Source organism: Stenotrophomonas sp. YJH_SMC_79 (assembly GCF_059367995.1).
The window spans coordinates 684,410-707,093 of sequence record NZ_JCAFRK010000002.1; the positions used below are offsets into that span (position 1 = coordinate 684,410).

Annotated in this window: 19 protein-coding genes; 6 read left to right on the forward strand and 13 right to left on the reverse strand. The window is 66.7% G+C overall.

Features of this window, described 5'->3' with window-relative positions:
- Positions 1–107: 107 nt before the first annotated feature.
- From AC5P57_RS09955 to AC5P57_RS09970, 4 genes are all read left to right on the forward strand, one after another.
- Positions 108–2,351: a TonB-dependent receptor family protein gene (locus AC5P57_RS09955; RefSeq protein WP_099552506.1), complete on the forward strand. Its 2,244-nt coding sequence runs from the start codon at positions 108–110 to the stop codon at positions 2,349–2,351.
- Positions 2,351–3,943 (forward strand): alkaline phosphatase D family protein, encoded by a 1,593-nt coding sequence (locus AC5P57_RS09960; protein WP_262234846.1) that lies wholly within the window; start codon positions 2,351–2,353, stop codon positions 3,941–3,943. Before AC5P57_RS09955 ends, AC5P57_RS09960 begins: the two co-directional genes overlap by 1 nt.
- 215 nt (positions 3,944–4,158) lie before the next feature.
- The gene (locus AC5P57_RS09965) at positions 4,159–4,371 is read left to right on the forward strand and encodes a hypothetical protein (protein WP_010486834.1); all 213 of its coding nucleotides are present in this window, start codon (positions 4,159–4,161) and stop codon (positions 4,369–4,371) included.
- Positions 4,368–4,616, forward strand: a complete 249-nt coding sequence (locus AC5P57_RS09970; protein WP_099552504.1) for a hypothetical protein — start codon at positions 4,368–4,370, stop codon at positions 4,614–4,616. The genes AC5P57_RS09965 and AC5P57_RS09970 overlap by 4 nt, the downstream gene beginning before the upstream one ends.
- A gap of 25 nt (positions 4,617–4,641) precedes the next feature.
- Here the strand turns inward: AC5P57_RS09970 and gstA are convergent, their stop codons facing one another.
- The gene (gene gstA / locus AC5P57_RS09975) at positions 4,642–5,244 is read right to left on the reverse strand and encodes a glutathione transferase GstA (protein ID WP_099552503.1); all 603 of its coding nucleotides are present in this window, start codon (positions 5,242–5,244) and stop codon (positions 4,642–4,644) included.
- Between the two features lie 123 nt (positions 5,245–5,367).
- Here gstA and AC5P57_RS09980 point away from each other — a divergent pair, with 123 nt between their 5' ends.
- Positions 5,368–6,264, forward strand: a complete 897-nt coding sequence (locus AC5P57_RS09980) for a LysR family transcriptional regulator (protein WP_239503834.1) — start codon at positions 5,368–5,370, stop codon at positions 6,262–6,264.
- Between the two features lie 136 nt (positions 6,265–6,400).
- On the opposite strand, the gene lpdA is transcribed toward AC5P57_RS09980, so the two are convergent.
- From lpdA to purB, 6 genes are all read right to left on the reverse strand, one after another.
- A complete protein-coding gene (gene lpdA, locus AC5P57_RS09985) occupies positions 6,401–7,837 on the reverse strand; it encodes a dihydrolipoyl dehydrogenase (protein ID WP_008264626.1) in 1,437 nt (478 codons plus the stop codon).
- A gap of 63 nt (positions 7,838–7,900) precedes the next feature.
- Positions 7,901–9,103 carry a dihydrolipoyllysine-residue succinyltransferase gene (gene sucB, locus AC5P57_RS09990; protein WP_099552501.1) on the reverse strand — a complete coding sequence of 401 codons (1,203 nt, stop codon included), beginning with the start codon at positions 9,101–9,103 and terminating at the stop codon, positions 7,901–7,903.
- 40 nt (positions 9,104–9,143) lie between these two features.
- Positions 9,144–11,975: a 2-oxoglutarate dehydrogenase E1 component gene (locus AC5P57_RS09995; protein WP_099552500.1), complete on the reverse strand. Its 2,832-nt coding sequence runs from the start codon at positions 11,973–11,975 to the stop codon at positions 9,144–9,146.
- Between the two features lie 186 nt (positions 11,976–12,161).
- Positions 12,162–13,058, reverse strand: coding sequence for a GNAT family N-acetyltransferase (locus AC5P57_RS10000; protein ID WP_262234847.1), 897 nt, complete (start codon positions 13,056–13,058; stop codon positions 12,162–12,164).
- A gap of 8 nt (positions 13,059–13,066) precedes the next feature.
- Positions 13,067–14,482: a ribosomal protein uL16 3-hydroxylase gene (locus AC5P57_RS10005; RefSeq protein WP_262234848.1), complete on the reverse strand. Its 1,416-nt coding sequence runs from the start codon at positions 14,480–14,482 to the stop codon at positions 13,067–13,069.
- 659 nt (positions 14,483–15,141) lie between these two features.
- On the reverse strand, positions 15,142–16,509 hold the full coding sequence (purB, locus tag AC5P57_RS10010) for an adenylosuccinate lyase (protein ID WP_262234849.1): 1,368 nt from the start codon (positions 16,507–16,509) through the stop codon (positions 15,142–15,144).
- A 293-nt stretch (positions 16,510–16,802) separates the two neighbouring features.
- On the opposite strand from purB, the gene AC5P57_RS10015 reads away from it, so the two are divergent.
- The gene (locus tag AC5P57_RS10015; protein WP_262234850.1) at positions 16,803–18,239 is read left to right on the forward strand and encodes a class II fumarate hydratase; all 1,437 of its coding nucleotides are present in this window, start codon (positions 16,803–16,805) and stop codon (positions 18,237–18,239) included.
- Between the two features lie 103 nt (positions 18,240–18,342).
- On the opposite strand, the gene AC5P57_RS10020 is transcribed toward AC5P57_RS10015, so the two are convergent.
- The 6 genes from AC5P57_RS10020 to AC5P57_RS10045 all read right to left on the reverse strand — a co-directional run bounded on the left by AC5P57_RS10020 (position 18,343) and on the right by AC5P57_RS10045 (position 22,683).
- Complete coding sequence (locus tag AC5P57_RS10020; RefSeq protein WP_033833950.1) at positions 18,343–18,768, reverse strand: hypothetical protein; 426 nt, start codon at positions 18,766–18,768, stop codon at positions 18,343–18,345.
- Positions 18,769–18,868: 100 nt separating this feature from the next.
- Positions 18,869–19,480 (reverse strand): DUF2884 family protein, encoded by a 612-nt coding sequence (locus AC5P57_RS10025; RefSeq protein ID WP_099552632.1) that lies wholly within the window; start codon positions 19,478–19,480, stop codon positions 18,869–18,871.
- Between the two features lie 30 nt (positions 19,481–19,510).
- Positions 19,511–20,398 (reverse strand): DUF4097 family beta strand repeat-containing protein, encoded by an 888-nt coding sequence (locus AC5P57_RS10030; RefSeq protein WP_262234852.1) that lies wholly within the window; start codon positions 20,396–20,398, stop codon positions 19,511–19,513.
- A gap of 25 nt (positions 20,399–20,423) precedes the next feature.
- On the reverse strand, positions 20,424–21,452 hold the full coding sequence (locus AC5P57_RS10035; protein ID WP_099552634.1) for an ABC-2 transporter permease: 1,029 nt from the start codon (positions 21,450–21,452) through the stop codon (positions 20,424–20,426).
- Positions 21,449–22,324, reverse strand: coding sequence for an ABC transporter ATP-binding protein (locus tag AC5P57_RS10040; protein WP_099552635.1), 876 nt, complete (start codon positions 22,322–22,324; stop codon positions 21,449–21,451). Before AC5P57_RS10040 ends, AC5P57_RS10035 begins: the two co-directional genes overlap by 4 nt.
- The gene (locus AC5P57_RS10045) at positions 22,324–22,683 is read right to left on the reverse strand and encodes a GntR family transcriptional regulator (RefSeq protein WP_079222416.1); all 360 of its coding nucleotides are present in this window, start codon (positions 22,681–22,683) and stop codon (positions 22,324–22,326) included. The genes AC5P57_RS10040 and AC5P57_RS10045 overlap by 1 nt, the downstream gene beginning before the upstream one ends.
- Position 22,684: the final 1 nt, after the last annotated feature.

Sequence of the window (22,684 nt, forward strand, 5' to 3'; positions counted from 1 at the left end):
CGTATGTGGCGTGTAAATGACATGTAACGCGACGCTTCTACGATTCCGCCGCTGCTGCCCTTCGACGCCGCCCTTCGGCGTCCAGCGTGCCCAAGGAATCCGCCCCCATGCCGTCCCACGCTCCGCTCCGCCGCAATCTGCTGGCCCTGCTGGTCTGTGCTTCGCTGCCGTCGCTTGCCGCCGCTGAAACCGCCCCCGCCGCCGACGCACCGTCGGCCACCACGCTCGATTCGATCTCGGTGATCGGCCGCGGTGAAGCGCGCCAGGTCCAGCGCGTGACCGCCGAGGACATGAAAGTGCTGCCGCCTGGTGCGAACCCGCTGAAGCTGCTGGCGACCAAGCCGGGCGTGCATTTCGAATCGGCCGACGCGACAGGTGCCTACGAGTGGTCCACCACCATCAGCCTGCGTGGCTTCAACCAGAACCGCCTGGGCTACACGCTCGATGGCATTCCGCTGGGCAACATGGCCTACGGTAACAGCAACGGCCTGCACATCAGCCGTGCGGTGATCAGCGAGAACCTGGGCGGTGCGGAGGTCTCCACCGGCATTGGCGCGCTGGGTACGCCGTCCACCAGCAACCTCGGCGGTGTGTTCCAGTTCTATTCGATCGATCCGTCCACCGAGTATGGCGTGGTGCTGGCACAGAGCTTCGGCAGCGACAACGCGCGCCGCAGCTATGCGCGCCTCGATACCGGCGACCACCAGGGCTTTGCGGCCTACCTGTCCGGCGCGTACTCGGAAGGCGACAAATGGAAGGGCAAGGGCTCGCAGGAGCTGAAGCAGTTCAACGGCAAGGCTACCTACAACTTCGGCGCGGACAGCAGGATCACCGCGCTGTTCAACGCCTCGCGCCGCGTTGAGGCCGACTACCAGGACCTGTCGCTGGAGATGATCGATCGTCTCGGCTGGGACTGGGACAACTACGCGCCGGACTGGGATCGCGCCGTTGCCGCGGCACGCGGAAAGTACACGGGTGGCGTCAACAGCCCGTGGGACGCGTATTACTCCGGCCACGGCCTGCGCAATGACGACCTGTCCAGCATTGCCGGCGATTTCGGCCTGAACGAGTCGATGCGCCTGAAGGTCAATGTCTACAACCACAGCAACCGTGGCCAGGGCCACTGGTTCAGCCCGTCCAATCCGTCCAACCCGGGCACCAGCCGCGAGATCCCGATCTCGATCCGCACCACCGAGTATGCGATCGACCGCACGGGCGTGACCTCGGCGTTCACCTGGAACGTGGCGGGCCACGAACTGGAAGCGGGCCTGTGGTACGAAGACAACGGCCACAGCGTGCAGCGCAACTTCTACTACATCGACGGCCCGATCACCGACGATTTCTTCCTGCGCAATCCGGACCAGCGCGTGTGGCACCAGCGCTACACCACCATCACCCGCCAGTTCTACGTGCAGGACCGCTTCCGCCTGTTCGATGACCGCCTGACCATCGACATCGGCGCGAAGTCGCCGCACACCCGCACCAGCGTGCGCACGCCGCTGGGCAGCTATGCCAACAACAGCAGCCTGACCTCGAAGAAGGGCTTCCTGCCGCAGGCCGGCTTCAACTTCAAGCTCAACGAAGGCAACGAGATTTTTGGTTCGTTCGCCAAGAACATCGCGGCCTATGCGCTGGGCGTGGGCAGCCCGTTCAACGTACCGCAGGCCGCATTCGATGCCAGCGCGAAGAACCTGAAGCCGGAACAGTCGCGCACCATCGAGCTGGGCTGGCGCGGCTATGGCCAGGGCTATGAAGCCTCGGTGGCGGTGTATGACGTGAAGTTCGACAACCGCCTGCTGGCCATTGCCCAGTGCGTGGGCATCCTCGGTTGCCCGGCGCTGTTCTCCAACGTCGGTTCGGTGACCAGCCGCGGCGCCGAGGCGACCCTGCAGCTGAAGCCCATGCAGGACCTGGCGTGGTCCAACGCGCTGTCGTGGAATGACAGCACCTACGACAACGACTACGTGAACAACGGCGTGGTGCCGACCCGCGGCAAGAAGACCGTCGATACCCCGGAATGGATGTTCGCCAGCACCCTGGCCTGGACGCCGGGCCCGTGGGACATGCGCCTGTCGGCCAACCACGTCGGCAAGCGTTTCGTGACCTATACCAACGACGTGTCGGTGCCGAGCTACTGGCTGGTCAATGCTTCGGTGGCCTATGACTTCGGCAAGCTCGGCCCGGCACAGAACCTGACCGTGGCGCTGAACCTGACCAACCTGACCGACAAGCGCTACCTGTCCTCGATCAACACCAACGGCACCTACGCCGCCGACCCGACCCGCAGCCTGGCGACCATGCAGGTCGGTGCGCCGCGGCAGGTGATGGCCACCGCCACCGTGCACTTCTGATGCGCGGGCCTGTCGATCCGGAAAGCCGTCGTCGCCTGTTGCGCATGGCATGGCAGGGCACGGGGGCAGCGATCGCACTGGCGGCGATGCCGGGGCTGGCTACGGCCGGCCCACGCCCGCGGTTGGGACGTGATCCGTTCACCCTGGGCGTCGCTGCCGGCGATCCGGATCCGCAGGGGGCAGTACTGTGGACGCGTCTGGCGCCGGACCCGCTCAACGGCGGTGGCATGCCGTCGCGGGCGGTGCCGGTGCGCTGGTTCGTGGCCGAAGACCCCGGCATGCGCCGGCTGGTGCAGCGTGGCGTCGCCGCGGCGGTGCCGGAGCTGGCGCATTCGGTACATGTGGAAGTCAGCGGCCTTCGCCCGGGCCGTGACTACTACTATCGTTTCGCCTGCGATGGCGATGAGGAAAGCGCGGTCGGTCACTTCCGCACCGCGCCGCTGCTGGACACGCAGCTGCAGCAGCTGCGGCTGGCGTTGTGCACCTGCCAGGCCTGGAACAGCGGCTACTACCCGGTGTTGCGCGATATCGCGCAGAGCGATGTCGACCTGGTGCTGCATGCCGGCGACTACCTGTACGAATACAGCCCGCTGCAGAACGCACGCGGGCGCACGCTGGATGCCGGGCGCTTCAGCGGCGAGACCGTCAGCCTGGAGCGCTACCGCGACCAGTACGCGCTGTACAAGCTCGATCCCGATCTGCAGGCCGCGCACGCCGCACACGCGTTCGCGGTGATCTGGGACGACCACGAGGTGCAGAACGATTACTCGGGCATCCATCCGGAGAAGCCCGGCGTCTCGACGGAGGACTTCATCGTTCGCCGCGCGGCGGCCTACCGCGCGTTCTACGAACACCTGCCGATGCGCAGCACGCCTGCGGGCAACGGTGGCCTGCGCGTGCATCGGCGCCTGCGTTACGGCGATCTTGCACAGCTGACGCTGCTCGACTGCCGCCAGTTCCGTCCGGCCAACCCCTGCGGGGTGGGCGAGTCGCCGCGCTGCGAGGCCGCCTTGGACCCGCGCATGAGCATGCTGGGCGTGGGCCAGGAAGCCTGGTTCGCGCAGTCGATGGCGGCCGCACGCGGCACGCGCTGGAACGTGGTGGTGCAGCAACTGTTGATGGCACAGCTGCGGCTGGACGGTGGCACGCCACGCGAACGCTTCTGGAACGATGCCTGGGATGGTTATCCGGCGGCTCGCAACCGCCTGCTGCAGGCGATGCAAGCGGGTGGGCAGGGTAATGCCATCGTGCTGGGCGGGGACTGGCATTCCACCTTCGTCAACGACCTGAAGCTGGACTTCGATGCCGCCAGTGCGCCAGTCGTGGCCACCGAATTCATCGCCCCGGCGATCAGCAGCGGCGGCGACGACACGCCGTACGGTCCGTACTACGGACCGTCGATACCGCAGAACCCGCATATCCGCTATTTCGACGGAGACCGCCGCGGCTGGTGGAAGCTGCAGCTGAACCGGCAGACCGTGGATGCCGAGCTTCGCTTCGCCGACAGCGTCCTGCGCGCCGATGCGCCGGCGCGAACCGCGGCCCGCTTCCAGGTCACCCACGGCCGCCCGGGCGCAGTGCAGCTCCTGTAGAGCCGAGCCCACGCTCGGCTGCTCTCTGCCTCCGGTGGGTGCGGACCGTTGGTCCGCACATTCCCATGAGCAGCCGAGCGTGGGCTCGGCTCTACAACAGCGCTGGATCGGTTTCATCGCTCCCAGCCCGGTTTCGTCGCAAACCGTTTGCGCGCGGCAAGGGCAGGGCGCCAAGGTGTCCGCAGGCGGCAGGGTGCCGCCACAAGGAGACCGTGATGAAGACCCTGTTCGCGCTCGGTGTGTGGTGCCTGCTGTTCGTGCTGTGCTGGCCGCTGGCGATCCTCGCTCTGATCGCCTGGCCGTTCGTGTGGCTGCTGAGCCTGCCGTTCCGCCTGGTCGGCATCACCTTCTCGGCCCTGTTCGCCTTCCTGCGTGCGCTGTTCATGCTGCCGGCGCGCCTGCTGGGTGGCCGGGCGGTGGCGGCATGAGGGCCGTGCTGCTGGTGGGTCTGGTTCTGCTTGCGGGGCCGGGACTGGCCACACCTCCAGCCCCGCCATCGGTGTGGCTGGAGCGCCAGCAGACTGCTGCGGCTGACGAGGCGAATGCTGCAGCGGTCTCTGTGCCGAAAGCCAAGGAGCGCTGCCGGGTCACGAAGGAATGGAAGGTCGGCGAGACGGTGGTGCAGCACAAGGTCTGCGACGATCCACCCAGGAAGCCGGCTGGAAAGGTGTAGAGCCGAGCCTACGCTCGGCTGCACATCATGCTGCCTCTGCGCGCAGCGCCGCCTGCACGGCCGGTCGCGCATTGACCCTGCGGATGTACGCAGGCAAGGCCGGCCACGCCGCAAGGTCGATGGCGAAGAACCGGCACCAGCCCAGCACGGTGAACAGATAGGCGTCGGCCACACTGAAGGACGGTCCCATCAGGAAGTCCTGTTGCGCCAGTGTCTCCTGCAGCATGTCGAAACGCTTGAACAGCTTCTCGCGGAAGAATGCCTTCGCGTCCTTCGGGAGTGCCGCATTGAACAGCGGTGCCGAGCCAGCGTGGATTTCGCTGGTGACGAAGTTCAGCCATTCCTGCAGTCGTACCCGCTCCCAGCTGCCGACGGGCGGGGCCAGCGCGCATTCGGGTTTCAGGTCGGCCAGGTACTGGACGATGGCCGGGCCTTCGGTCAGCACCTGACCGTCATCCAGTTCCAGCGCCGCCACATAACCTTTGCGGTTGATGCTGCGGAAATCGCGGCCATCGGCGGTCTGTTTGGTGGTGTTGTCGACCTTGACCAGCTCGAAGGGCAGGCCAAGCTCGCGCAGCACGATATGCGGCGAAAGCGAGCAGGTGTAGGGCGCGTAGTAGAGCTTCATGGACGGTCTCGAGGCGGAAAGGACGGCTGGGCCAGCCGATGCGAAGGAGTCTGCTGGGTGAGCGGCATCCGGTAAAATCAATCTTCGATTTTCCTGCCATAAGCCGAGCTACTGCCTGCCATGATGAATCTTGCCCATTGGCGCCTGTTGGTTGCTGTGGCCGACGAGGGAACCATCTCGCGCGGCGCTGATCGCGTCGGCATCAGCCAGTCCGGTGCCAGCCAGGCGCTTGCCCAGCTGGAGTCCTCCCTGGGCTTTGCGGTGTTCGTGCGCGAGCGGCGGCAGGTGGAGATCACCGCGCTCGGGCAGCGGGTGATCGAACACGCACGCATCATGCTGGGCGGTCTGCAGGCGATCCGCGCGCTGGCCGATGACAGCCAGGGGCTCAATGGCGCACGCATCCGCCTGGCGACCTTCCCGTCGCTCGTTTCCAGTGTGCTGCCCGCGCTGCTGCGTGACTTCCAGCGCCGTCACCCGGGCATCGAGGTGGTGGCGGTGGAGGGCACCGACGAGGAGGTGGAGTGCTGGCTCGAATCAGGCACGGTCGACGCCGGCGTGGTGATGAACCCCGCTGCCGATCGCACCCCGTTGATGCTGGGCAGCGATGGGTGGATGGCGGTGCTTGCGCAGTCGCATCCGCTGGCGCGGCGTGCCACGGAAAGCGGGGTGGCCTTGAGCGAGCTGGCGGCCGAGCCCTTCATCCTCGCAACAGGGGGCTGTGCGGTGAACGGTCAGCGCCTGATGGCGGAGGCCGGTCTACAGCTGAGCGACGTACGGGTGACCGTGCGGGACTGGGCCAGCGCGTGCGTGCTGGCCCGCGAGGGCCTGGGAGTCTCGCTGGTGCCGGAATCGACCTTGCCGGACGATCTGCACGGCCTGCGCGTGCTGCCGGTGCAGCCGGGCATCCGGCGCGTGTTCGGCCTGGTCTGTTCGCAGGCGGGGCGCGCATCGCGTGCAACGCAGGTGTTCATGCAGGAGCTGGGCCCGGCCGCTGCGGGCCGGGCGTCCGGATCAGCGTGAACCCGCTGCCGGCGAGGAGCCGGAGCGTGGGGGCGTCGGCTGCCCGGCAGGGTTGCGGGCAACAAAAAAACCCCGCCGAGGCGGGGCTTTTTGTATCCAGCCATGCCGGCCAGCGGCCGGCACTACCCGCGAACGATCAGTTCGCCTTGTGGATGGCGCGCTTGCTGACTGCCATCGCCGCGTCGTGGATCACTTCCGACAGCGACGGGTGGGCGTGGCAGATGCGGGCCAGGTCATCGGCCGAGCCGCTGAACTCCATGGTCAGCACGCCTTCGTGCACCAGCTCGGAGACGTTGGCGCCGACCAGGTGCATGCCGAGGATGCGATCGGTTTCGGCATGGGCCAGGATCTTCACGAAGCCTGCCGGCTCGATCATCGCCACGGCACGGCCGTTGGCGGCGAACGGGAAGCTGCCGGCCTTGTACGGAATGCCCTCGGCCTTCAGCTGGGCTTCGGTCTTGCCGACCCAGGCCAGTTCCGGCTCGGTGTAGATGACCCACGGGATGGTGTCGAAGTTGACGTGGCCCGGCAGGCCGGCGATCAGCTCAGCTACCGCGATGCCTTCCTCGAAGCCCTTGTGCGCCAGCATCGGGCCGCGCACGCAGTCGCCGACCGCCCACACGCCGTTGACGCCGGTGTGGCAGTGCGCGTCGACTTCGATCTGGCCGCGCTCGTTGATCTTGACGCCGGTGCCTTCGGCCAGCAGGCCCTTGGTGGCGGCGCGACGGCCGACGGCCACCAGCAGCTTGTCCACGGTCAGGGTCTTTTCGCCTTCGCTGTCGGTGTAGGTGACAACGACTTCCTTCTTCTTGCCCTTGCCGGTGATCTCGGTCTTGGAGACCTTGGCACCGAGGCGGATGTCCAGGCCCTGCTTCTTGAATTCCTTGGCAGCGGTCTTGGCCACTTCGGCGTCGGCCACGGCCAGGAATTCCGGCAGTGCTTCCAGGATGGTGACTTCAGCGCCCAGGCGCTTCCACACGCTGCCCAGTTCCAGGCCGATGACGCCGGCGCCGATCACGGCCAGGCGGTTCGGCACTTCGGTGAAGTCCAGGCCGCCGACGTTGTCGACGATGGTCTCGCCGTCGAACTTGGCGAACGGCAGTTCGATCGAATCCGAACCGGCCGCGATGATGACGTTGGTGCCCTTCAGCTCGACGATGGAACCGTCATGCTGGGTGACCTTGACCACGTTGCCCGGCTGCAGTTCGCCGAAACCGTAGTAAGCGGCGACCTTGTTGGCCTTGAACAGCATGCCGATGCCGCCGGTGAACTGCTTGACGATCTTGTCCTTGCGGCCAACCATCGCCTCGACGTCGATCTTGGCATCCTTGAAGCTGATGCCGTGGTCGCCAAAGATGTGGCCCATGTTCCAGAACTGGCGCGAGGAATCCAGCAGCGCCTTGGACGGGATGCAGCCCACGCGCAGGCAGGTGCCGCCGAGGGCCGGCTTGCCGTCCTTGCCCAGCGCTGCGTCGATGCAGGCGGTCTTCAGGCCCAGCTGGGCCGCGCGGATGGCAGCGTGGTAACCGGCCGGGCCGGCACCGATGACGACGACGTCGAATTGTTCAGCCATTGAATTATTCCTTGATGCATTACCAGAACCCCTCCGCGCAGGCGCGGAGGGGCGGGAGGTGTCTTACAGGCCGAACAGCATGCGGCCCGGGTTTTCCAGCTGGTTCTTGATGTCCACCAGGAACTGCACCGAATCCTTGCCGTCGATGATGCGGTGGTCGTACGACAGCGCCAGGTACATCATCGGCGCGATCACGACCTGGCCGTTCTGGGCGATCGGACGCTCCTTGATGGCGTGCATGCCCAGGATGGCGCTCTGCGGCGGGTTGATGATCGGGGTCGACAGCAGCGAACCGAAGGTGCCGCCGTTGGTCACGGTGAAGGTGCCGCCCTGCAGTTCTTCCAGGCTCAGCTTGCCGTCACGGGCCTTCTTGGCGTAATCGGCGATGGTCTTCTCGATGTCGGCGAACGACATGCGCTCGACGTTGCGCAGGACCGGCGTGACCAGGCCCTTCTCGGTCGACACGGCGATCGAGATGTCCGAGTAGCCGTGGTAGATGATGTCGTCGCCGTCGATCGAGGCGTTGACCAGCGGGAAGCGCTGCAGGGCATTGGCAGCGGCCTTCACGAAGAAGCTCATGAAGCCCAGCTTGATGCCGTGGGCCTTGACGAACTCGTCCTGCAGTTCCTTGCGCGCAGCCGAGACCTTGGACAGGTCGACTTCGTTGAAGGTGGTCAGCATCGCGGTGGAGTTCTTCGACTCCATCAGGCGCTCGGCGATGCGCTTGCGGATGCGGGTCATCGGCACGCGTTCTTCCGGACGTGCGCCACCGGCCTTGCCGGCGCCGCCGTTGCGGGCGAAGTTGACGATGTCTTCCTTGGTGACCGCGCCGCGACGGCCGGTGCCGTCGACGTCGGCCGGGTTCACGCCTTCGGTGATGGCGGTGAAGCGGGCGCCCGGCGGCAGGGTGTCGGCGGCCGACTTGGCAGCCGGGGCCGGAGCGGCGGCAGCGGCCGGCGCAGCAGCGGCCGGGGCAGCGGCTGCAGCCGGAGCGGCTTCAGCGGCCGGAGCCGGGGCAGCAGCGACGGCGCCTTCTTCGATGATCGCCACGACCTGGCTGGAGGTCACGGTCGAGCCTTCGGCGAACTTGATCTCCTTCAGCACGCCGTCGACCGGCGACGGCACTTCCAGGACGACCTTGTCGGTTTCCAGGTCAAGCAGGTTTTCGTCGCGCTTGACGGCGTCGCCCACCTTCTTGTGCCAGGTGGCGATGGTGCCGTCGGCGACGGATTCGGGCAGTACCGGGGCTTTGACTTCGGTGGCCATTGCGGGAGCTTCCTGGTTTGTCTTCTAAATAGGGGGAGGATTATTCAGCGAACGTGTCGTTGAACGGGTTGACCAGTGCGTCGGCGACCAGCTGCTGCTGTTCGCGGACGTGGTCAGCCATGTGACCGGCAGCCGGCGAAGCCGAACGTGCGCGACCGGCGTAGTGCAGGTTCTGGCCATCGGCCAGGCAGAACTGCAGGTGGTGGCGGATCTGGTACCACGCACCCTGGTTCTGCGGTTCTTCCTGCGTCCACACCACGTCGGTGGCCTTGCCGTACTTCTTCAGTTCGGCAGCCAGCAGCGCACGCGGGAACGGGTACAGCTGCTCCACGCGGATGATCGCCACGTCGTCCTGGCCACGCTTGGTCTGGTCTTCCAGCAGATCGTAGTAGACCTTGCCCGAGCACAGCACCACGCGCTTGACCTTCTTGGCGTCCGCGTTGGCGTCGCCGATCAGGTGCTGGAACTCGCCGTTGGCCAGCTCGTCCAGGGTCGACACGGCCAGCTTGTGGCGCAGCAGCGACTTGGGCGACATCACCACCAGCGGCTTGCGGGTGGTCAGGTGCTGCTGGCGACGCAGCATGTGGAAGGCCTGTGCCGGGGTCGACGGCACCACCACCAGCATGTTCTCCAGCGCACACAGCTGCAGGAAGCGCTCCAGGCGCGCCGAGCTGTGTTCCGGGCCTTGCCCTTCATAGCCATGCGGCAGCAGCAGGGTCAGGCCGGAAATGCGGCCCCACTTGGCTTCACCGGCGGCGATGAACTGGTCGATGACGACCTGGGCACCGTTGGCGAAGTCGCCGAACTGGCCTTCCCAGATGCACAGCGTATTCGGATCGGTGGTGGAGAAGCCGTACTCGTAGGCCATCACCGCTTCTTCGCTCAGCAGCGAATCGATGACGGTTGCCTTCTCCGGCGAATCCACCAGCTGCCGCAGCGGCATGTAGTAGTTGTCGGTCTTCTGGTCGTGCAGGATCGCGTGGCGGTGCGTGAACGTACCGCGGCCCACGTCCTGGCCGACCAGGCGCAGTGCATTGCCTTCGTCGAGCAGGGTGGCGTAGGCCAGGTTCTCGGCAAAGCCCCAGTCGCCCGGGATCTCGCCGGCGGCCATCTTGCGGCGGTCGTCGTAGACCTTGGCCACGCGCGAGTGCAGCTGCACGTCTTCGGGAATGGTGTTGATCAGCTTGGCCAGCTCGACCAGCTTGTTCTTCTCGACCTTGGTCGAGATCGGATCGGATAGCTTGCCTTCCAGCAGCTTCGGCCAATCGACGAACAGCGGGCTGGTCGGCGGGGTCTTCTCGACCTTGGCCAGCTCGGTGGTCACTTCACCGGCATCGAGCTTCTCGCGGTACGCATCGACCATCGCCTTGCCGGCGCCGGCGGCGATCACGCCTGCCTTTTCCAGCTGCTCGGCGTACATCTCGCGGGTGGTGGCGTGCTTGCGGATCACCTGGTACATCAGCGGCTGGGTGATCGCCGGCTCGTCGGCCTCGTTGTGGCCCCAGCGGCGGTAGCACATCAGGTCGATGACCACGTCCTTGGCGAACTTCTGGCGGAACTCGAAGGCCAGCTGCGCGGCGAACACCACCGCTTCCGGATCATCACCGTTCACGTGCAGCACCGGGGCGGCGATCATCTTCGCCACGTCGGTGGCATAGCGCGTGGAGCGCGTATCCAGCGGGTTGGAGGTGGTGAAGCCGACCTGGTTGTTGACCACGATGTGCACGGTGCCACCGACGGCGAAGCCGCGGGCCTGCGACATCTGGAACAGTTCCATGACCACGCCCTGGCCGGAGAAGGCCGCGTCGCCGTGGATCAGGATGGGCATGACCTGCTTGCGGGCGGTGTCCTTGCGGCGCTCCTGGCGCGAACGCACGGAACCGGCCACGACCGGGTCGGCGATTTCCAGGTGCGACGGGTTGAACGCCAGCGCCAGGTGCACCGGGCCGCCGTCGGTAGCCACGTCGGCGGAGAAGCCCATGTGGTACTTCACGTCACCGGCCGAGGCGTGCTCGTCGTGCTCGAACTTGCCTTCGAATTCGTCGAACAGCTTGCGCGGGTTCTTGCCCAGGGTGTTGACCAGCACGTTCAGGCGGCCGCGATGGGCCATGCCGATCACCACGTCCTTGACGCCATCCTTGCCGGCGCTGCGGATGATGGTGTCCATCATCGGGATCAGCGAGTCGCCGCCTTCCAGCGAGAAGCGCTTCTGGCCGACGTACTTGGTGTGCAGGTAGCGCTCCAGGCCTTCGGCTGCGGTCAGGCGCTCCAGGGTGCGGCGCTGGGTGTCAGCGTCCAGCTGGTAGTTGCCACCGGCCAGTTCCAGCTTCTTGTAGATCCACTGGCGCTGCTCGACCTCGGAGATGTGCATGAACTCCGCACCGATCGAGCCGGTGTAGGTCGCCTTCAGGCGTGCCAGCAGGTCGCGCAGCTTCATGCGCGGCTGGCCACCGACGCCGCCGGTGCTGAATTCGCTGTTGAGGTCGCCATCGGACAGGCTGTGGAACGGCAGGCCCAGGTCCGGGGTGTTGACCGGTGCGGCCAGGCCCAGCGGGTCCAGGCGGGCGTCCAGGTGGCCACGCGAGCGGTAGGCGGTGATCAGGCGACCGACATTGCGCTCACGCTCGTCGCCCGCACCGCTGCCGGTGCCGGCTTTCAGCGCATCCTTGGCCGCGTCCGCGATGTGGGAGATGACAGCCGAGTGCGGGATGTCACCTGCTTCGCGGCCCTTGAAGCCGTCGAAGTAGGTTTTCCATTTGGGATCGACACTATCCGGGGAGACCAGGTACTGCTCGTACAGGTCCTCGACATAGGAGGCGTTGCCGCCGGCGAGTTGCGAAGATTGCGCAAACTGCTTCAGTTGATTGTCCACGATGGAGGGTGCTGATTCGCTTTGTGGGGTATGGCTTCAGAAGGACCCGGCACGAAGATGAATAGCCATGCACGGGCGCGTTCAAACAGCCAAATTGTACCCCCAACCGGACACGAAGGGGCACCACCAGAGGCATCGCGCCTCCCCCGGTGCCGCTCCCAGACAGGTTGGCGCGGTGGCGCGCGCTCAGATACCGAGAGCACGCAGTTCGCTGCAATCGCGCGAACGGTCCCAGACACGCTGCAATTGCTGCTCGAACGGCTGCGAACGTGCTGGCAGCGCGATGCCGGCCTCGCCGTCGAGGCGATGGCCGATCAGACGAAAGTAGAAGTCGCCCGCATCGTTGAGCAGGCAGGCCGAGGCCAGCGCGCGGTCGACCGGATCGCTGACCTCGCGGAACTGGATCACGCTGGGCAGGCGCTGGGACAGCGCCAGCAGCGGCGCGCCGGCAGCGGCGATCGCTGCCGCGTCGTGCACGATCACCCGCAGCTGCTTGTCGTGACGGGCGGTGACGAAGCGGCGCAGGGCGGCCTGCACCGGCGGCGCGTCAAACAGCCCCGGGTCCAGCTGGCGGCTGTGCAGCCACAGCTGGCGGCGGGCGCGGTGGACGATGGCGGTGGTGATGGCCACCGCTTCGGCGCGGCTGTCGATCGCGCTGGCCGCGCCCAGCCGGCGGCGCATCTGCTGGTGGCCGATGCCGGCCTCTTCGAACACCTCGCCTTCGGGCAGGAAGCCCTGGCGGGCATAGAAATCGCGGGCCGGCAGCTGGGCGTGCAGGTGCAGTTCGGCCAGGCCCAGCCTGCGCCCGGCCTCGACCAGAGCCTCCAGCAGGGCCTCGCCGACCCCGTGGCTGCGATGGCTGGCCAGCACGGCCATGCGGCCGATGCGGCCATCCGGTGCCAGCCGGCCGGTGCCGACCGGCTGGCCGTCACTGTCCAGCGCCAGCACGTGGGCGCTGACCGGGTCCAGCGCGTCGCGCTCCAGTTCGGCGGCGATGCCCTGTTCCTGCACGAACACCCGCTGCCGCACGTCGTGGATGGCGACGTGGGCGTCGGCGTGGCTGACCTGCTGGACCCGGACCATGGCAGATCTCAGGCGCGACCGTCGTCGCTGTCGTCTTCGTCGTGATCCTCGAAGTTGACGATGACCTCTATACCGTCGTCGTGCACGGTCACGGTGTGGACATCGTCGGACACCGCGTTGGCGTCGATCGCGTCGACACGGTCACGGCCTTCGACCACTTCGCCGAGCACCACGGCGTCCTCGCCGTCCTCCTCGTCTTCGGCCTCGTACATCTCGTTCGGATCGATCAGCTGGAACACGCCACCGACCAGCAGCTGCTGGACCACGGCGCGGCCCTTGTCGGACAGGCCGCGATAGGCGGCGGCGTCGAGCTGCTCGGCACCGGCCAGGCGCTGTGCGTCCTTTACCGGCAACGCGAAATCCTGGCCGCTGACATACAGGCTGGCGCCACGCTTGGCCCGGCGCCAGGCCAGTCGCGCCCACGGGTGGCGCTGCAGCAGCAGGCCCGAGGCCAGCGCCTGGACCACTTCCTCCGGCGCCGGCGCGGCCTGGTGCGCCATCACTTCGCCCGCGGCGCGGTAGGTGGTGATGAAGCGGCCGAACCAGTCACCCAGCTTGTCCGGGTCGTTCATGCGGATGGCATTGAGCGCGGTGATCACCCGCGCCATCGCCACCGTGTCGATTTCGTTCGGGTCGGCCGGCACCTTCAGGTCGGCATCCTGGTAGCGGATGTTCTCGTCGGCATCGGCGATCAGGGTGTCCAGGTAATCGCTGATCAGCTCGGCCGAGGCCGGCGCACGCATGCCGAACGAGAAGGTCAGGCAGGGATCTTCGGCCACCCCGTGGTGCGGCACGTTCGGCGGCAGGTACAGCATGTCGCCCGGCGCCAGCACCCAGTCATGGGTGGGCTTGAACACTTTCAGCAGCTTCAGTTCCACGTCCGGGCGGAAGCCCAGCGGCGGCTGCTTGCCCTTGATCGATTCGCTGGCGTCGATCTGCCAGCGGCGATGGCCGTGGGCCTGCAGCAGGAACACGTCGTACTGGTCGACATGGGCGCCAACCGAGCCACCGGTGGCGGCGAAGCTGATCATCACGTCATCCATGCGCCAGCGCGGCAGGAAGCGGAAATGCTCGATCAGGGCGCGCACGTCCTTGTCCCACTTGTCGACGTCCTGCACCAGCAGGGTCCAGTCGTGGTCGGGCAGGGCGGGGAAGATGTCTTCCTGGAACGGGCCGCTACGCACGCGCCAGCCGTCCTGGGCCTTGTCGTGCTCGATCAGGCGCGCCAGCACGCCTTCCTCGCAGGCCAGGCCGGCGAGGTCTTCCGGCTGAACCGGGGTCTGGAAGTCGGGGAAGGCGTTGCGGATCAGCAGCGGGCGTTTCTGCCAGAAGTCGCGCAGGAAGGTGGCCGGCGCCATGCCCAGCGGCTGGCCGGGGCGGGCGGTGACTTCAATGAGCGGAGCGGAGGACTTGCGGGCGGCCATGGGGGAATCCTTGCAGCGGAAAGCGGGAGGGGCGGCGCAGCGGGCCGCCAAGGGTTCCATTGTCCGCCGTTCGTGGGGATTGCGCACGTGCGCGGGTTTGTCGCGGGGTGTCCGGCCAACGGCGGAGCCCCTCGTGGCGGGGTGGTTGGTCGCGCAAAGCGCCGGCTTCCTGGGCTGGGCCGGGCGGGGTGGGTTCGCGGGACACGCCGTAAACCCATCCATGGGGGCTCGATGGCGCCATCCATGGCGCCAACGGTCCCGCGAACCCACCCCGCCCGGCCCCTGACAGTTTCCTGCGCGGCCCGCCACGGAATGGAAGAAGAAAAAGCAAGGCAAAAGCGGGTCGCGCGCTGCGCTTGCTCATCCCAAAACAAAAGAGGGACGCGGCGAAGCCGCGTCCCTCTTTCAAATTCCGTCCCGACAACCCAATGCTCTTCGATCCGTCACCGGGAATCTGTCAGAGGTGGGGCGGGTTGGGTTCGCGGGGGTGTCCGCGGCATGGATGCCGCGGCCAAGCCCCCAGGGACGGGTTCACGGCGTCCCCCGCGAACCCAACCCGCCCCGCCAAGCGAGGCAACAACCCAGAGCCGCTCTTGACGTTGATGTTGCCGTTGCCTGCCGCAGGCAGCGCCCGCGGCCGCCGCCGCAAAGGAAACCCCTTAGATCTTCTTCGCCAGCGACTCGGCCAGGCCGGTGTAGCTGCCCGGGGTCATCTCCAGCAGGCGCTGCTTCGCATCCGCCGGCAGCTCCAGCCCCTGCACGAACGCACGCATCGACTCAGCGGTGATGCCCTGGCCACGGGTCAGCGCCTTCAGCTGCTCGTACGGGTTCGGCAGGCCGTGGCGGCGCATCACCGTCTGTACGGCCTCGGCCAGCACTTCCCAAGCCGCGTCCAGATCGGCGTCCAGGCGCTGCGGGTTCACTTCCAGCTTGCCCAGGCCCTTGGCCAGCGAATCCAGTGCCACCTGGCTGTGGCCGAACGCGGTGCCCAGCGCACGCAGCACGGTGGAGTCGGTCAGGTCACGCTGCCAGCGGCTGATCGGCAGCTTCGCGCTGAAATGCTCGAACAGCGCGTTGGCGATGCCGAAGTTGCCTTCCGCATTCTCGAAATCGATCGGGTTGACCTTGTGCGGCATCGTCGACGAGCCGACTTCGCCTTCCTTCAGGCGCTGCTTGAAGTATCCCAGCGAGATGTAGCCCCAGATGTCACGGGCCAGGTCGATCAGGATGATGTTGGCGCGACGCGCGGCATCGCCGATCTCGGCGATGTTGTCGTGCGGCTCGATCTGAGTGGTGTACGGGTTGAACACCAGGCCCAGGCCGGTCACGAAGCGCTCGGCGAAGGCCGGCCAGTCCACGTCCGGATAGCTGGCGATGTGGGCGTTGTAGTTGCCCACCGCGCCGTTGATCTTGCCGGTCAGTTCGACCGCGGCGATCTGTTTGCGCTGGCGCTCCAGGCGGGCGACCACGTTGGCCAGTTCCTTGCCCAGGGTGGTCGGCGAGGCGGTCTGGCCGTGGGTGCGCGACAGCATCGGCTGGCCGGCCTGGGCGTGCGCCAGGGTGCGCAGGGTGGTGGCGATGCCGTCCAGGGTCGGCAGCAGCACTTCGCGGCGGGCCTGCTCCAGCATCAGGCCGTAGCTGAGGTTGTTGATGTCTTCGCTGGTGCAGGCGAAATGCACGAATTCCAGCGCCGGAGCCAGCTCGGCGTCGTCCTTCAGCTGTTCCTTGATGAAGTACTCCACCGCCTTGACGTCATGGTTGGTGGTGCGTTCGATCTCCTTCACGCGCGCGGCCTGTGCCGGGCTGAAGTTGGCGGCCAGGGCGCGCAGGCGGGCGATGGCGGCGTCCGAGAACGGCGCCAGCTCGACGATGCCCGGTTCGGCGGCCAGGGCCAGCAGCCATTCCACCTCGACCACGATGCGGGCCTTGATCAGGCCGTATTCGGAGAAGATCGGGCGCAGGGCGTCGACCTTGCCGGCGTAGCGGCCATCGAGCGGGGACAGGGCGAGCAGGGCGGAATCGGACATGTCGGCAGGGCGGGGACGAGCGGCGGGGCCAATATTCTACGACGTGCCGGTGAGGTAGTGCCGGCCGCTGGCCGACACCCCCTGCAATCGCGGGCGTGGCGCCTTTGCCGGCCAGCGGCCGGCACTACCCCTGTGTGCGCACAACGGCCCTGCAGCCGGAACGATCTGGCCCGCCCTCGTCATCCCACCCTGCAGGCAAGGGAGTATCGTTGTCGCAGCCGCCAGCCCGGGAAGCGACACCCTGCCAGCCGCCGCTTCCCTTTCCCCAACTGAAGTAGTGCGGAGTCGATGCAATGAGCAAAGCTGCAAGCAAGGGTGGAACCACCGGGTTCCGGATCGAACACGACAGCATGGGCGAGCTGCAGGTGCCTGCCGATGCCCTGTGGGGCGCGCAGACCCAGCGTGCCGTGCAGAATTTCCCGGTCTCGGGCCAGCGCATGCCGCGCGGTTTCATCCGTGCGCTGGGCCTGGTCAAGGGCGCCGCTGCCGGCGTCAATGCCGAGCTGGGCCACCTGCCCAAGACCGTGGCCAAGGCCATCCAGACCGCCGCCGCCGAAGTAGCTGCCGGTGACTGGGACGCGCATTTCCCGATCGACGTCTACCAGACCGGCTCGGGCACGTCGTCGAACATGAATGCCAACGAGGTCATCGCCACCCTGGCCAACCGTGCCGGCAAGGCAGGCAAGACCGTGGTGCACCCCAACGACCACGTCAACCAGGGGCAGAGCTCCAACGACGTGATTCCGACCGCATTGCGCGTGTCGGCGGTGCTGGCGACGCATGAACAGCTGCTGCCGGCGCTGGTGCACCTGCGCAAGACCCTGGACAAGAAGGGCCGCAGCCTGCGCAAGGTGGTCAAGACCGGCCGCACCCACCTGATGGACGCGATGCCGCTCACCTTCGAGCAGGAGTTCGGCGCGTGGTCGGCGCAGCTCGCGTCGGCGCAGGAACGCATCGAGGACAGCCTCAAGCGCGTGCGCCGCCTGCCGCTGGGTGGCACCGCCATCGGCACCGGCATCAACGCCGACCCGCGTTTCGGCGCGCAGGTCGCCAAGGCGCTCAAGCAGCAGACCTCGATCAAGTTCGACAGCGCCGAGAACAAGTTCGAAGGGCTGGCGGCGCAGGATGACGCGGTGGAACTGTCCGGCCAGCTCAATGCACTGGCCGTGGCCCTGATCAAGATCGCGAATGATCTTCGCTGGATGAATGCCGGTCCGCTGGCCGGGCTGGGCGAGATCGAACTGCCGGCGCTGCAGCCGGGCAGCTCGATCATGCCGGGCAAGGTCAATCCGGTGATTCCGGAAGCGACCGTGATGGCCTGTGCGCAGGTGATCGGCCACCACACCGCGATCACCGTGGCCGGGCAGACCGGCAACTTCCAGCTCAACGTCACCCTGCCGCTGATCGCAGTGAACCTGCTCGATGGCATCGGCCTGCTGTCCAATGTATCCACCCTGCTGGCCGACAGCGCCATCGCCGGCCTGAAGGTGCGCGAGGACCGCGTGGCCGAAGCGCTGGCGCGCAACCCGATCCTGGTCACCGCGCTGAACCCGATCATCGGCTACGAGAAGGCGGCGGCCATTGCCAAGCGTGCCTACAAGGAACAGCGCCCGGTGCTGGATGTGGCGCTGGAAGACAGCGGGCTTGACGAGGCCGAGCTGCGTCGCCTGCTGGATCCGACCGCGCTGACCGCGGGTGGCATCCAGGCTGGAGGCGGCGGCGGCGGTTGATCTGCCGGTTGTAGCGTCGAGCCATGCTCGACTGTTGTTCCGGAGTCGAGCATGGCTCGACTCTACGGAAACGAAGAACGCCGCCCTCGGGCGGCGTTCTTCTTCAGCGACGGTCGGCGACGATGTTGCCGAACGTGTCGGTGTAGTCCTTGAACTCGGGGATGCGCTGGATGAGGTCGGCCGGGATCACCTCCATGCCCTCCGGTGGCTGGATCTTCACCGGCTGCATGTTCGGGTCGGCCGGCGCAGCCACCAGCGTGTTCTGGCGCAGCACCTGCAGCTTGCCGAACATCGTCTGCAGCATCTGCTTCTGTCCGTCGTCCAGCGGAATCTGGATCTCGTCCACCTTCATCGTGCCATCGCCGAGGATGATGATGTTCGGCGCGGGCGGGCGGCGCACGGTCACCATGCCTTCGCTGACGGAAATCTTGGGCTTGCCACGCTCGGCGCGGTGGTTGCGGTAATCCTTGTCGCAGCCGACCAGGCCCAGGCAGAGCAGGGCGGCCAGCAGCAGGAACAACTTCTTCATGGCGTTCGGTTAGGGGGCATCCGGGGCCCCCATTGTAAGCCCGTCGACGCAGCCGGACCGGCAACGGAAGGCCGCTGCCGGTCGGGTGCGTCGATTTGTCTCAGTTGGAGAACGTGACCGAGTTGTTCTTGCCGCAGTCGTCCACGTCGCTCTGGTCCATCGTCGCGTAGGGCTTGAATGCCGGCAGCTCGCGCGCCAGTGCCTGCTGGCTGGCCAGCATCGCTGGCAGGCGATCACAGATGCGCTTGGCCTGGACCTCGATCTTGGCGGCTTCGGCGTTGATGCGCTTCTCCACACCTTCACTGTCGCCGCTGAAGATCCCCTTCAGCGCTTCGCCGGCCGCATTGGCACCGAGCTTGGCACCGGCCAGGCCGACATCCATGCCGTCCATTGCGATGGCGACCACGTGGCCGCGGTACTCCTGCAGGTGGCGGCGCTGGGTGTCGTTGGCCGCGACCTCCTTGCCAGCGATCAGCAGGCGGCCGTCGGGCGTGATCTCCGCACGCGGCTGCTTGTCCGCGGAGATCTTGATGTTGCCCTGGGTGATGTCCTTGCGGGCATCGTCCATGGCTTCCTTGACAGTCTGGCCGACGCCGCTGGTGGCTTCGGCGACGCTCTTGCCGACGGTCTTGTCGGGGGCGGAGGACGTGCCGCCGCAGGCGATCAGCGGCAGGCAGAGCAGAGTGGTGGGCAGCAGGCGCAACAGATTCATGATGTTCCCCTGGACGTGTCTGGAAGAGGTTTACTTGCCGCGCGGCAGGGTGACCCGGCCGCTGACGTTGCGGTGTTCGACATCGCCGCTGCCGCTGTGATCGACGGTCAGGCTGCCGCGTACGCCGTCCACCTGGATGTCGCCCGAGCCGTGGCTGCGCACATGCACGTTGCCGCCGATATCGGCCAGGTCGACGCCACCGGAGCCGACCACGCCCACTTCAACGTTGCCCTGCACGCGCTTGAACTCGATGTCACCCGAGCCCACGGTATCCAGCCGCGCGTTGCCGCGCACATCGGTGATCTTCAGGTCACCGGAGCCGACGGTGCCGGTGCTGGCGTCGCCGCTGATGTTGCGTACGGTGACGTCGCCGGAACCCAGTGACAGCAGATTCAGGGAGCTGCCGCCATCGATGTTGAGGTCGCCGGAACCCACTGCAGCGTGGATGCTGCCACGGGTGCCGCGGGCCACCGCGTCACCGGAGCCGACGTCCACGCTCAGCGACTGTGCGTTCTCTACGCTGGCATCGCCGGAGCCGACCTTGAACTGCAGCGGCAGGTTGTCCGGCACGCTGCCGTGGATGTCCAGCCAGGCGTAGCTGTTGCCCAGGCTGATGCCGCTTTGGCGGCCGTCGCGGCGCAGGCTGACGACCAGCTTGTCGCCCACCTTGCGCTGGTCCAGTACCAGCTGGTCCAGCCATTCCTGGCTGGACGCGCAGGCGCGGCCGTCCAACTGGCCGCCGCCGGCGCTGGCGACCACCTTCAGGTCGTGCTGGTTGACTTCGAACACCACCGTTTTGGCACCGGCCACGTCCAGCTTCAACGCGCGGGCGGCAGTGAACTTGCAGTTCGGAGCATCGGCGGCCAGCGCCGACAACGGCAACAGCAACAACGCAGAACAGGCGAGCAAAGAACGCATGGGTGGTGCCTCCGGATGGATGGGATCAGATCTCGCCGGCGCGCTTGCGCAGGCGTATGGCGAGGAAGATGAACACTGCACCGACGGCCGCTCCGATCCACAGTTCCGGCATCGCCAGCGACTTCAGCTGCGAGGCGGGGGACATCAGGCTGACCACCGAGTCCAGGTCGCGGCGCGAACCTTCACCTGCGCCGAGGCGGTACAGCAGGTCCATGCCGGGCACGCCGCCCAGCAGCAGGCGGCCGACGATGTTCTGCCAGAACCAGCCGGTGGTCAGGCCGAACAGCGGCATGATCTTGGTGGTGCTGACGATGACGCCGGCAAACAGTGGCAGCATCACCGCCCACAGGAACGGCTTGCTCTTGGCCCAGGCAGAGCACAGCAGCAGCCAGCCTGCAGTGGGCAGGGCCCACAGCGCGTAGACCGGAATCCAGCTCAGGTGGCCAGCGGCCAGGGTCAACGGGCTGGCGGGCCCCCAGATCAGGGCCATCGGGCTGCCACCGTGCATCAGCGCGACGATGCTGATGATCAGCATGAAGCCGAACATGGTGATGATGCCGGCAATCACCGCGATCAGCGGCGCCACGACAAGTGCGCTGATCACCTTGGACAGCACGGTCTGGGTGTCCGACAGCGGCAACGACTTCCAGAACAGGATGCTGCGGTCGCGGCGGTCGTCGTACAGGGCGCCCAGGCAATAGAAGAACACCACGAAGGCCAGCACCAGGAACGGCCAGGCCGAACTGAGCACCAGGGTCAGGTCGAGGCCGTTGCCGAGGTCGGCAAGGTCCTTGCTGTCGATGTTGCGGGTGAGCAGGGCCAGGTCCAGGCCATTGACGTTCACGCTTTCGCCATCGACATGCAGCGCACCGTTGCGCGCCGCGCGGTTCAATGCGAACAGGCCGAAGGCGATGCCGACGGTACTCATCACCAGCGAGATCAGGCCGGCGATCAGCGGGGCATACAGGAAACCGCCGCGGTTTTCCCAGTACTCGCGCTTGAGCAGCCAGCGCAGGGTGCCGAGGGGACTGACGGGGTGGTTGACGGCATTCATGCGTAGGTCCCCTTCATGACGGCGACGAACAGGTCGGCCAGGCCCGGGCTGCGGGTCTCGCCAAGGGTGGAAAGCTGGGCGCGCGGTACGCCGTCGAACAGCATCACGGTCTTGCCGAACGCCAGGCTGCGCTCGTCGATCGGCTTCAGGGCGCGTGCGGTTTCCAGCTGGTCGGCGTTGACCAGCAGTTCGGTGTAGCGCTGGCCGACCTCGTCCATTTCCGCATCGAGCACGATGCGGCCGTCGCGGATGAACATGACGTCGCTGAGGATGTGCTCGATCTCTTCCACCTGGTGGGTGGTGACGATGATGGTCTTCTGCTCGTCGAAGTAGTCTTCCAGCAGGCGCTGGTAGAACTCCTTGCGGTACAGGATGTCCAGGCCCAGGGTGGGCTCGTCCAGTACCAGGACACGGGCATCGATGGCCATCACCAGCGCCAGGTGCAGCTGCACGATCATGCCCTTGGACAGTTCGCGCACGCGCTGCTTCGGCTGCAGCTTGGTATTGGCGAGGAAGCGTTCGCAGCGGGCGCGGTCGAAGCGCGGATGCACGCCGGCGACGAAGTCGATCGCCTCGCGCACCTTCAGCCAGCGCGGCAGCACGGCGACATCGGCGATGAAGCAGATGTCGTTCATCAGCTCGTCGCGGTGCAGGCGTGGATCGCGGCCAAGCACGCTCAGCTCACCTTCCACCGAGGTCAGGCCGAGCAGTGCCTTCAATGCCGTGGTCTTGCCGGCACCGTTGGGGCCGATCAGGCCGACGATGCGCCCGCTCGGGATGCTGAAGCTGGCATTGTCGAGGGCAACGGTGGACTTGTAGGCCTTGCGCAGGCCTTTTGCGGTGATGACGGCTTCGCTTGCTACGGTACTCATCAGATCTTCCCCTGGGGCAGCAATTCGTCGAGGCTCAGGCCCAGGCGCTGGATGCGCTCCAGCACGGCCGGCCATTCTTCATTGAGGAAGCGCTCGCGCTCGCTGCTGCGCAGCTGCGTGGCGGCCTGCTCGGTCATGAACATGCCCAGGCCGCGGCGCTTTTCGACCAGGCCTTCGTCGGCCAGTTCCTGGTAGGCGCGCGAAACGGTGATGGGGTTGAGTTGGTAATCGGCGGCCACCTGGCGCACCGAAGGCAGGGCATCGCCCGGCTTGAGGATTCCGTCGAGCATCATGGCGATCACGCGCTCCTTCAACTGACGGTAGATGGGAGCGCCGTCGCTCCACTGGATGTCGCTCATA

Bases quoted from the DNA above. Each gene is read 5' to 3' on its own strand.
- AC5P57_RS09955 (WP_099552506.1), top strand. From the start codon at position 108: ATGCCGTCCCACGCTCCGCTCCGCCGCAATCTGCTGGCCCTGCTGGTC.
- AC5P57_RS09960 (WP_262234846.1), top strand. From the start codon at position 2,351: ATGCGCGGGCCTGTCGATCCGGAAAGCCGTCGTCGCCTGTTGCGCATG.
- AC5P57_RS09965 (WP_010486834.1), top strand. From the start codon at position 4,159: ATGAAGACCCTGTTCGCGCTCGGTGTGTGGTGCCTGCTGTTCGTGCTG.
- AC5P57_RS09970 (WP_099552504.1), top strand. From the start codon at position 4,368: ATGAGGGCCGTGCTGCTGGTGGGTCTGGTTCTGCTTGCGGGGCCGGGA.
- gstA (WP_099552503.1), bottom strand. From the start codon at position 5,244: ATGAAGCTCTACTACGCGCCCTACACCTGCTCGCTTTCGCCGCATATC.
- AC5P57_RS09980 (WP_239503834.1), top strand. From the start codon at position 5,368: ATGAATCTTGCCCATTGGCGCCTGTTGGTTGCTGTGGCCGACGAGGGA.
- lpdA (WP_008264626.1), bottom strand. From the start codon at position 7,837: ATGGCTGAACAATTCGACGTCGTCGTCATCGGTGCCGGCCCGGCCGGT.
- sucB (WP_099552501.1), bottom strand. From the start codon at position 9,103: ATGGCCACCGAAGTCAAAGCCCCGGTACTGCCCGAATCCGTCGCCGAC.
- AC5P57_RS10000 (WP_262234847.1), bottom strand. From the start codon at position 13,058: ATGGTCCGGGTCCAGCAGGTCAGCCACGCCGACGCCCACGTCGCCATC.
- AC5P57_RS10005 (WP_262234848.1), bottom strand. From the start codon at position 14,482: ATGGCCGCCCGCAAGTCCTCCGCTCCGCTCATTGAAGTCACCGCCCGC.
- purB (WP_262234849.1), bottom strand. From the start codon at position 16,509: ATGTCCGATTCCGCCCTGCTCGCCCTGTCCCCGCTCGATGGCCGCTAC.
- AC5P57_RS10015 (WP_262234850.1), top strand. From the start codon at position 16,803: ATGAGCAAAGCTGCAAGCAAGGGTGGAACCACCGGGTTCCGGATCGAA.
- AC5P57_RS10020 (WP_033833950.1), bottom strand. From the start codon at position 18,768: ATGAAGAAGTTGTTCCTGCTGCTGGCCGCCCTGCTCTGCCTGGGCCTG.
- AC5P57_RS10025 (WP_099552632.1), bottom strand. From the start codon at position 19,480: ATGAATCTGTTGCGCCTGCTGCCCACCACTCTGCTCTGCCTGCCGCTG.
- AC5P57_RS10030 (WP_262234852.1), bottom strand. From the start codon at position 20,398: ATGCGTTCTTTGCTCGCCTGTTCTGCGTTGTTGCTGTTGCCGTTGTCG.
- AC5P57_RS10035 (WP_099552634.1), bottom strand. From the start codon at position 21,452: ATGAATGCCGTCAACCACCCCGTCAGTCCCCTCGGCACCCTGCGCTGG.
- AC5P57_RS10040 (WP_099552635.1), bottom strand. From the start codon at position 22,324: ATGAGTACCGTAGCAAGCGAAGCCGTCATCACCGCAAAAGGCCTGCGC.
- AC5P57_RS10045 (WP_079222416.1), bottom strand. From the start codon at position 22,683: ATGAGCGACATCCAGTGGAGCGACGGCGCTCCCATCTACCGTCAGTTG.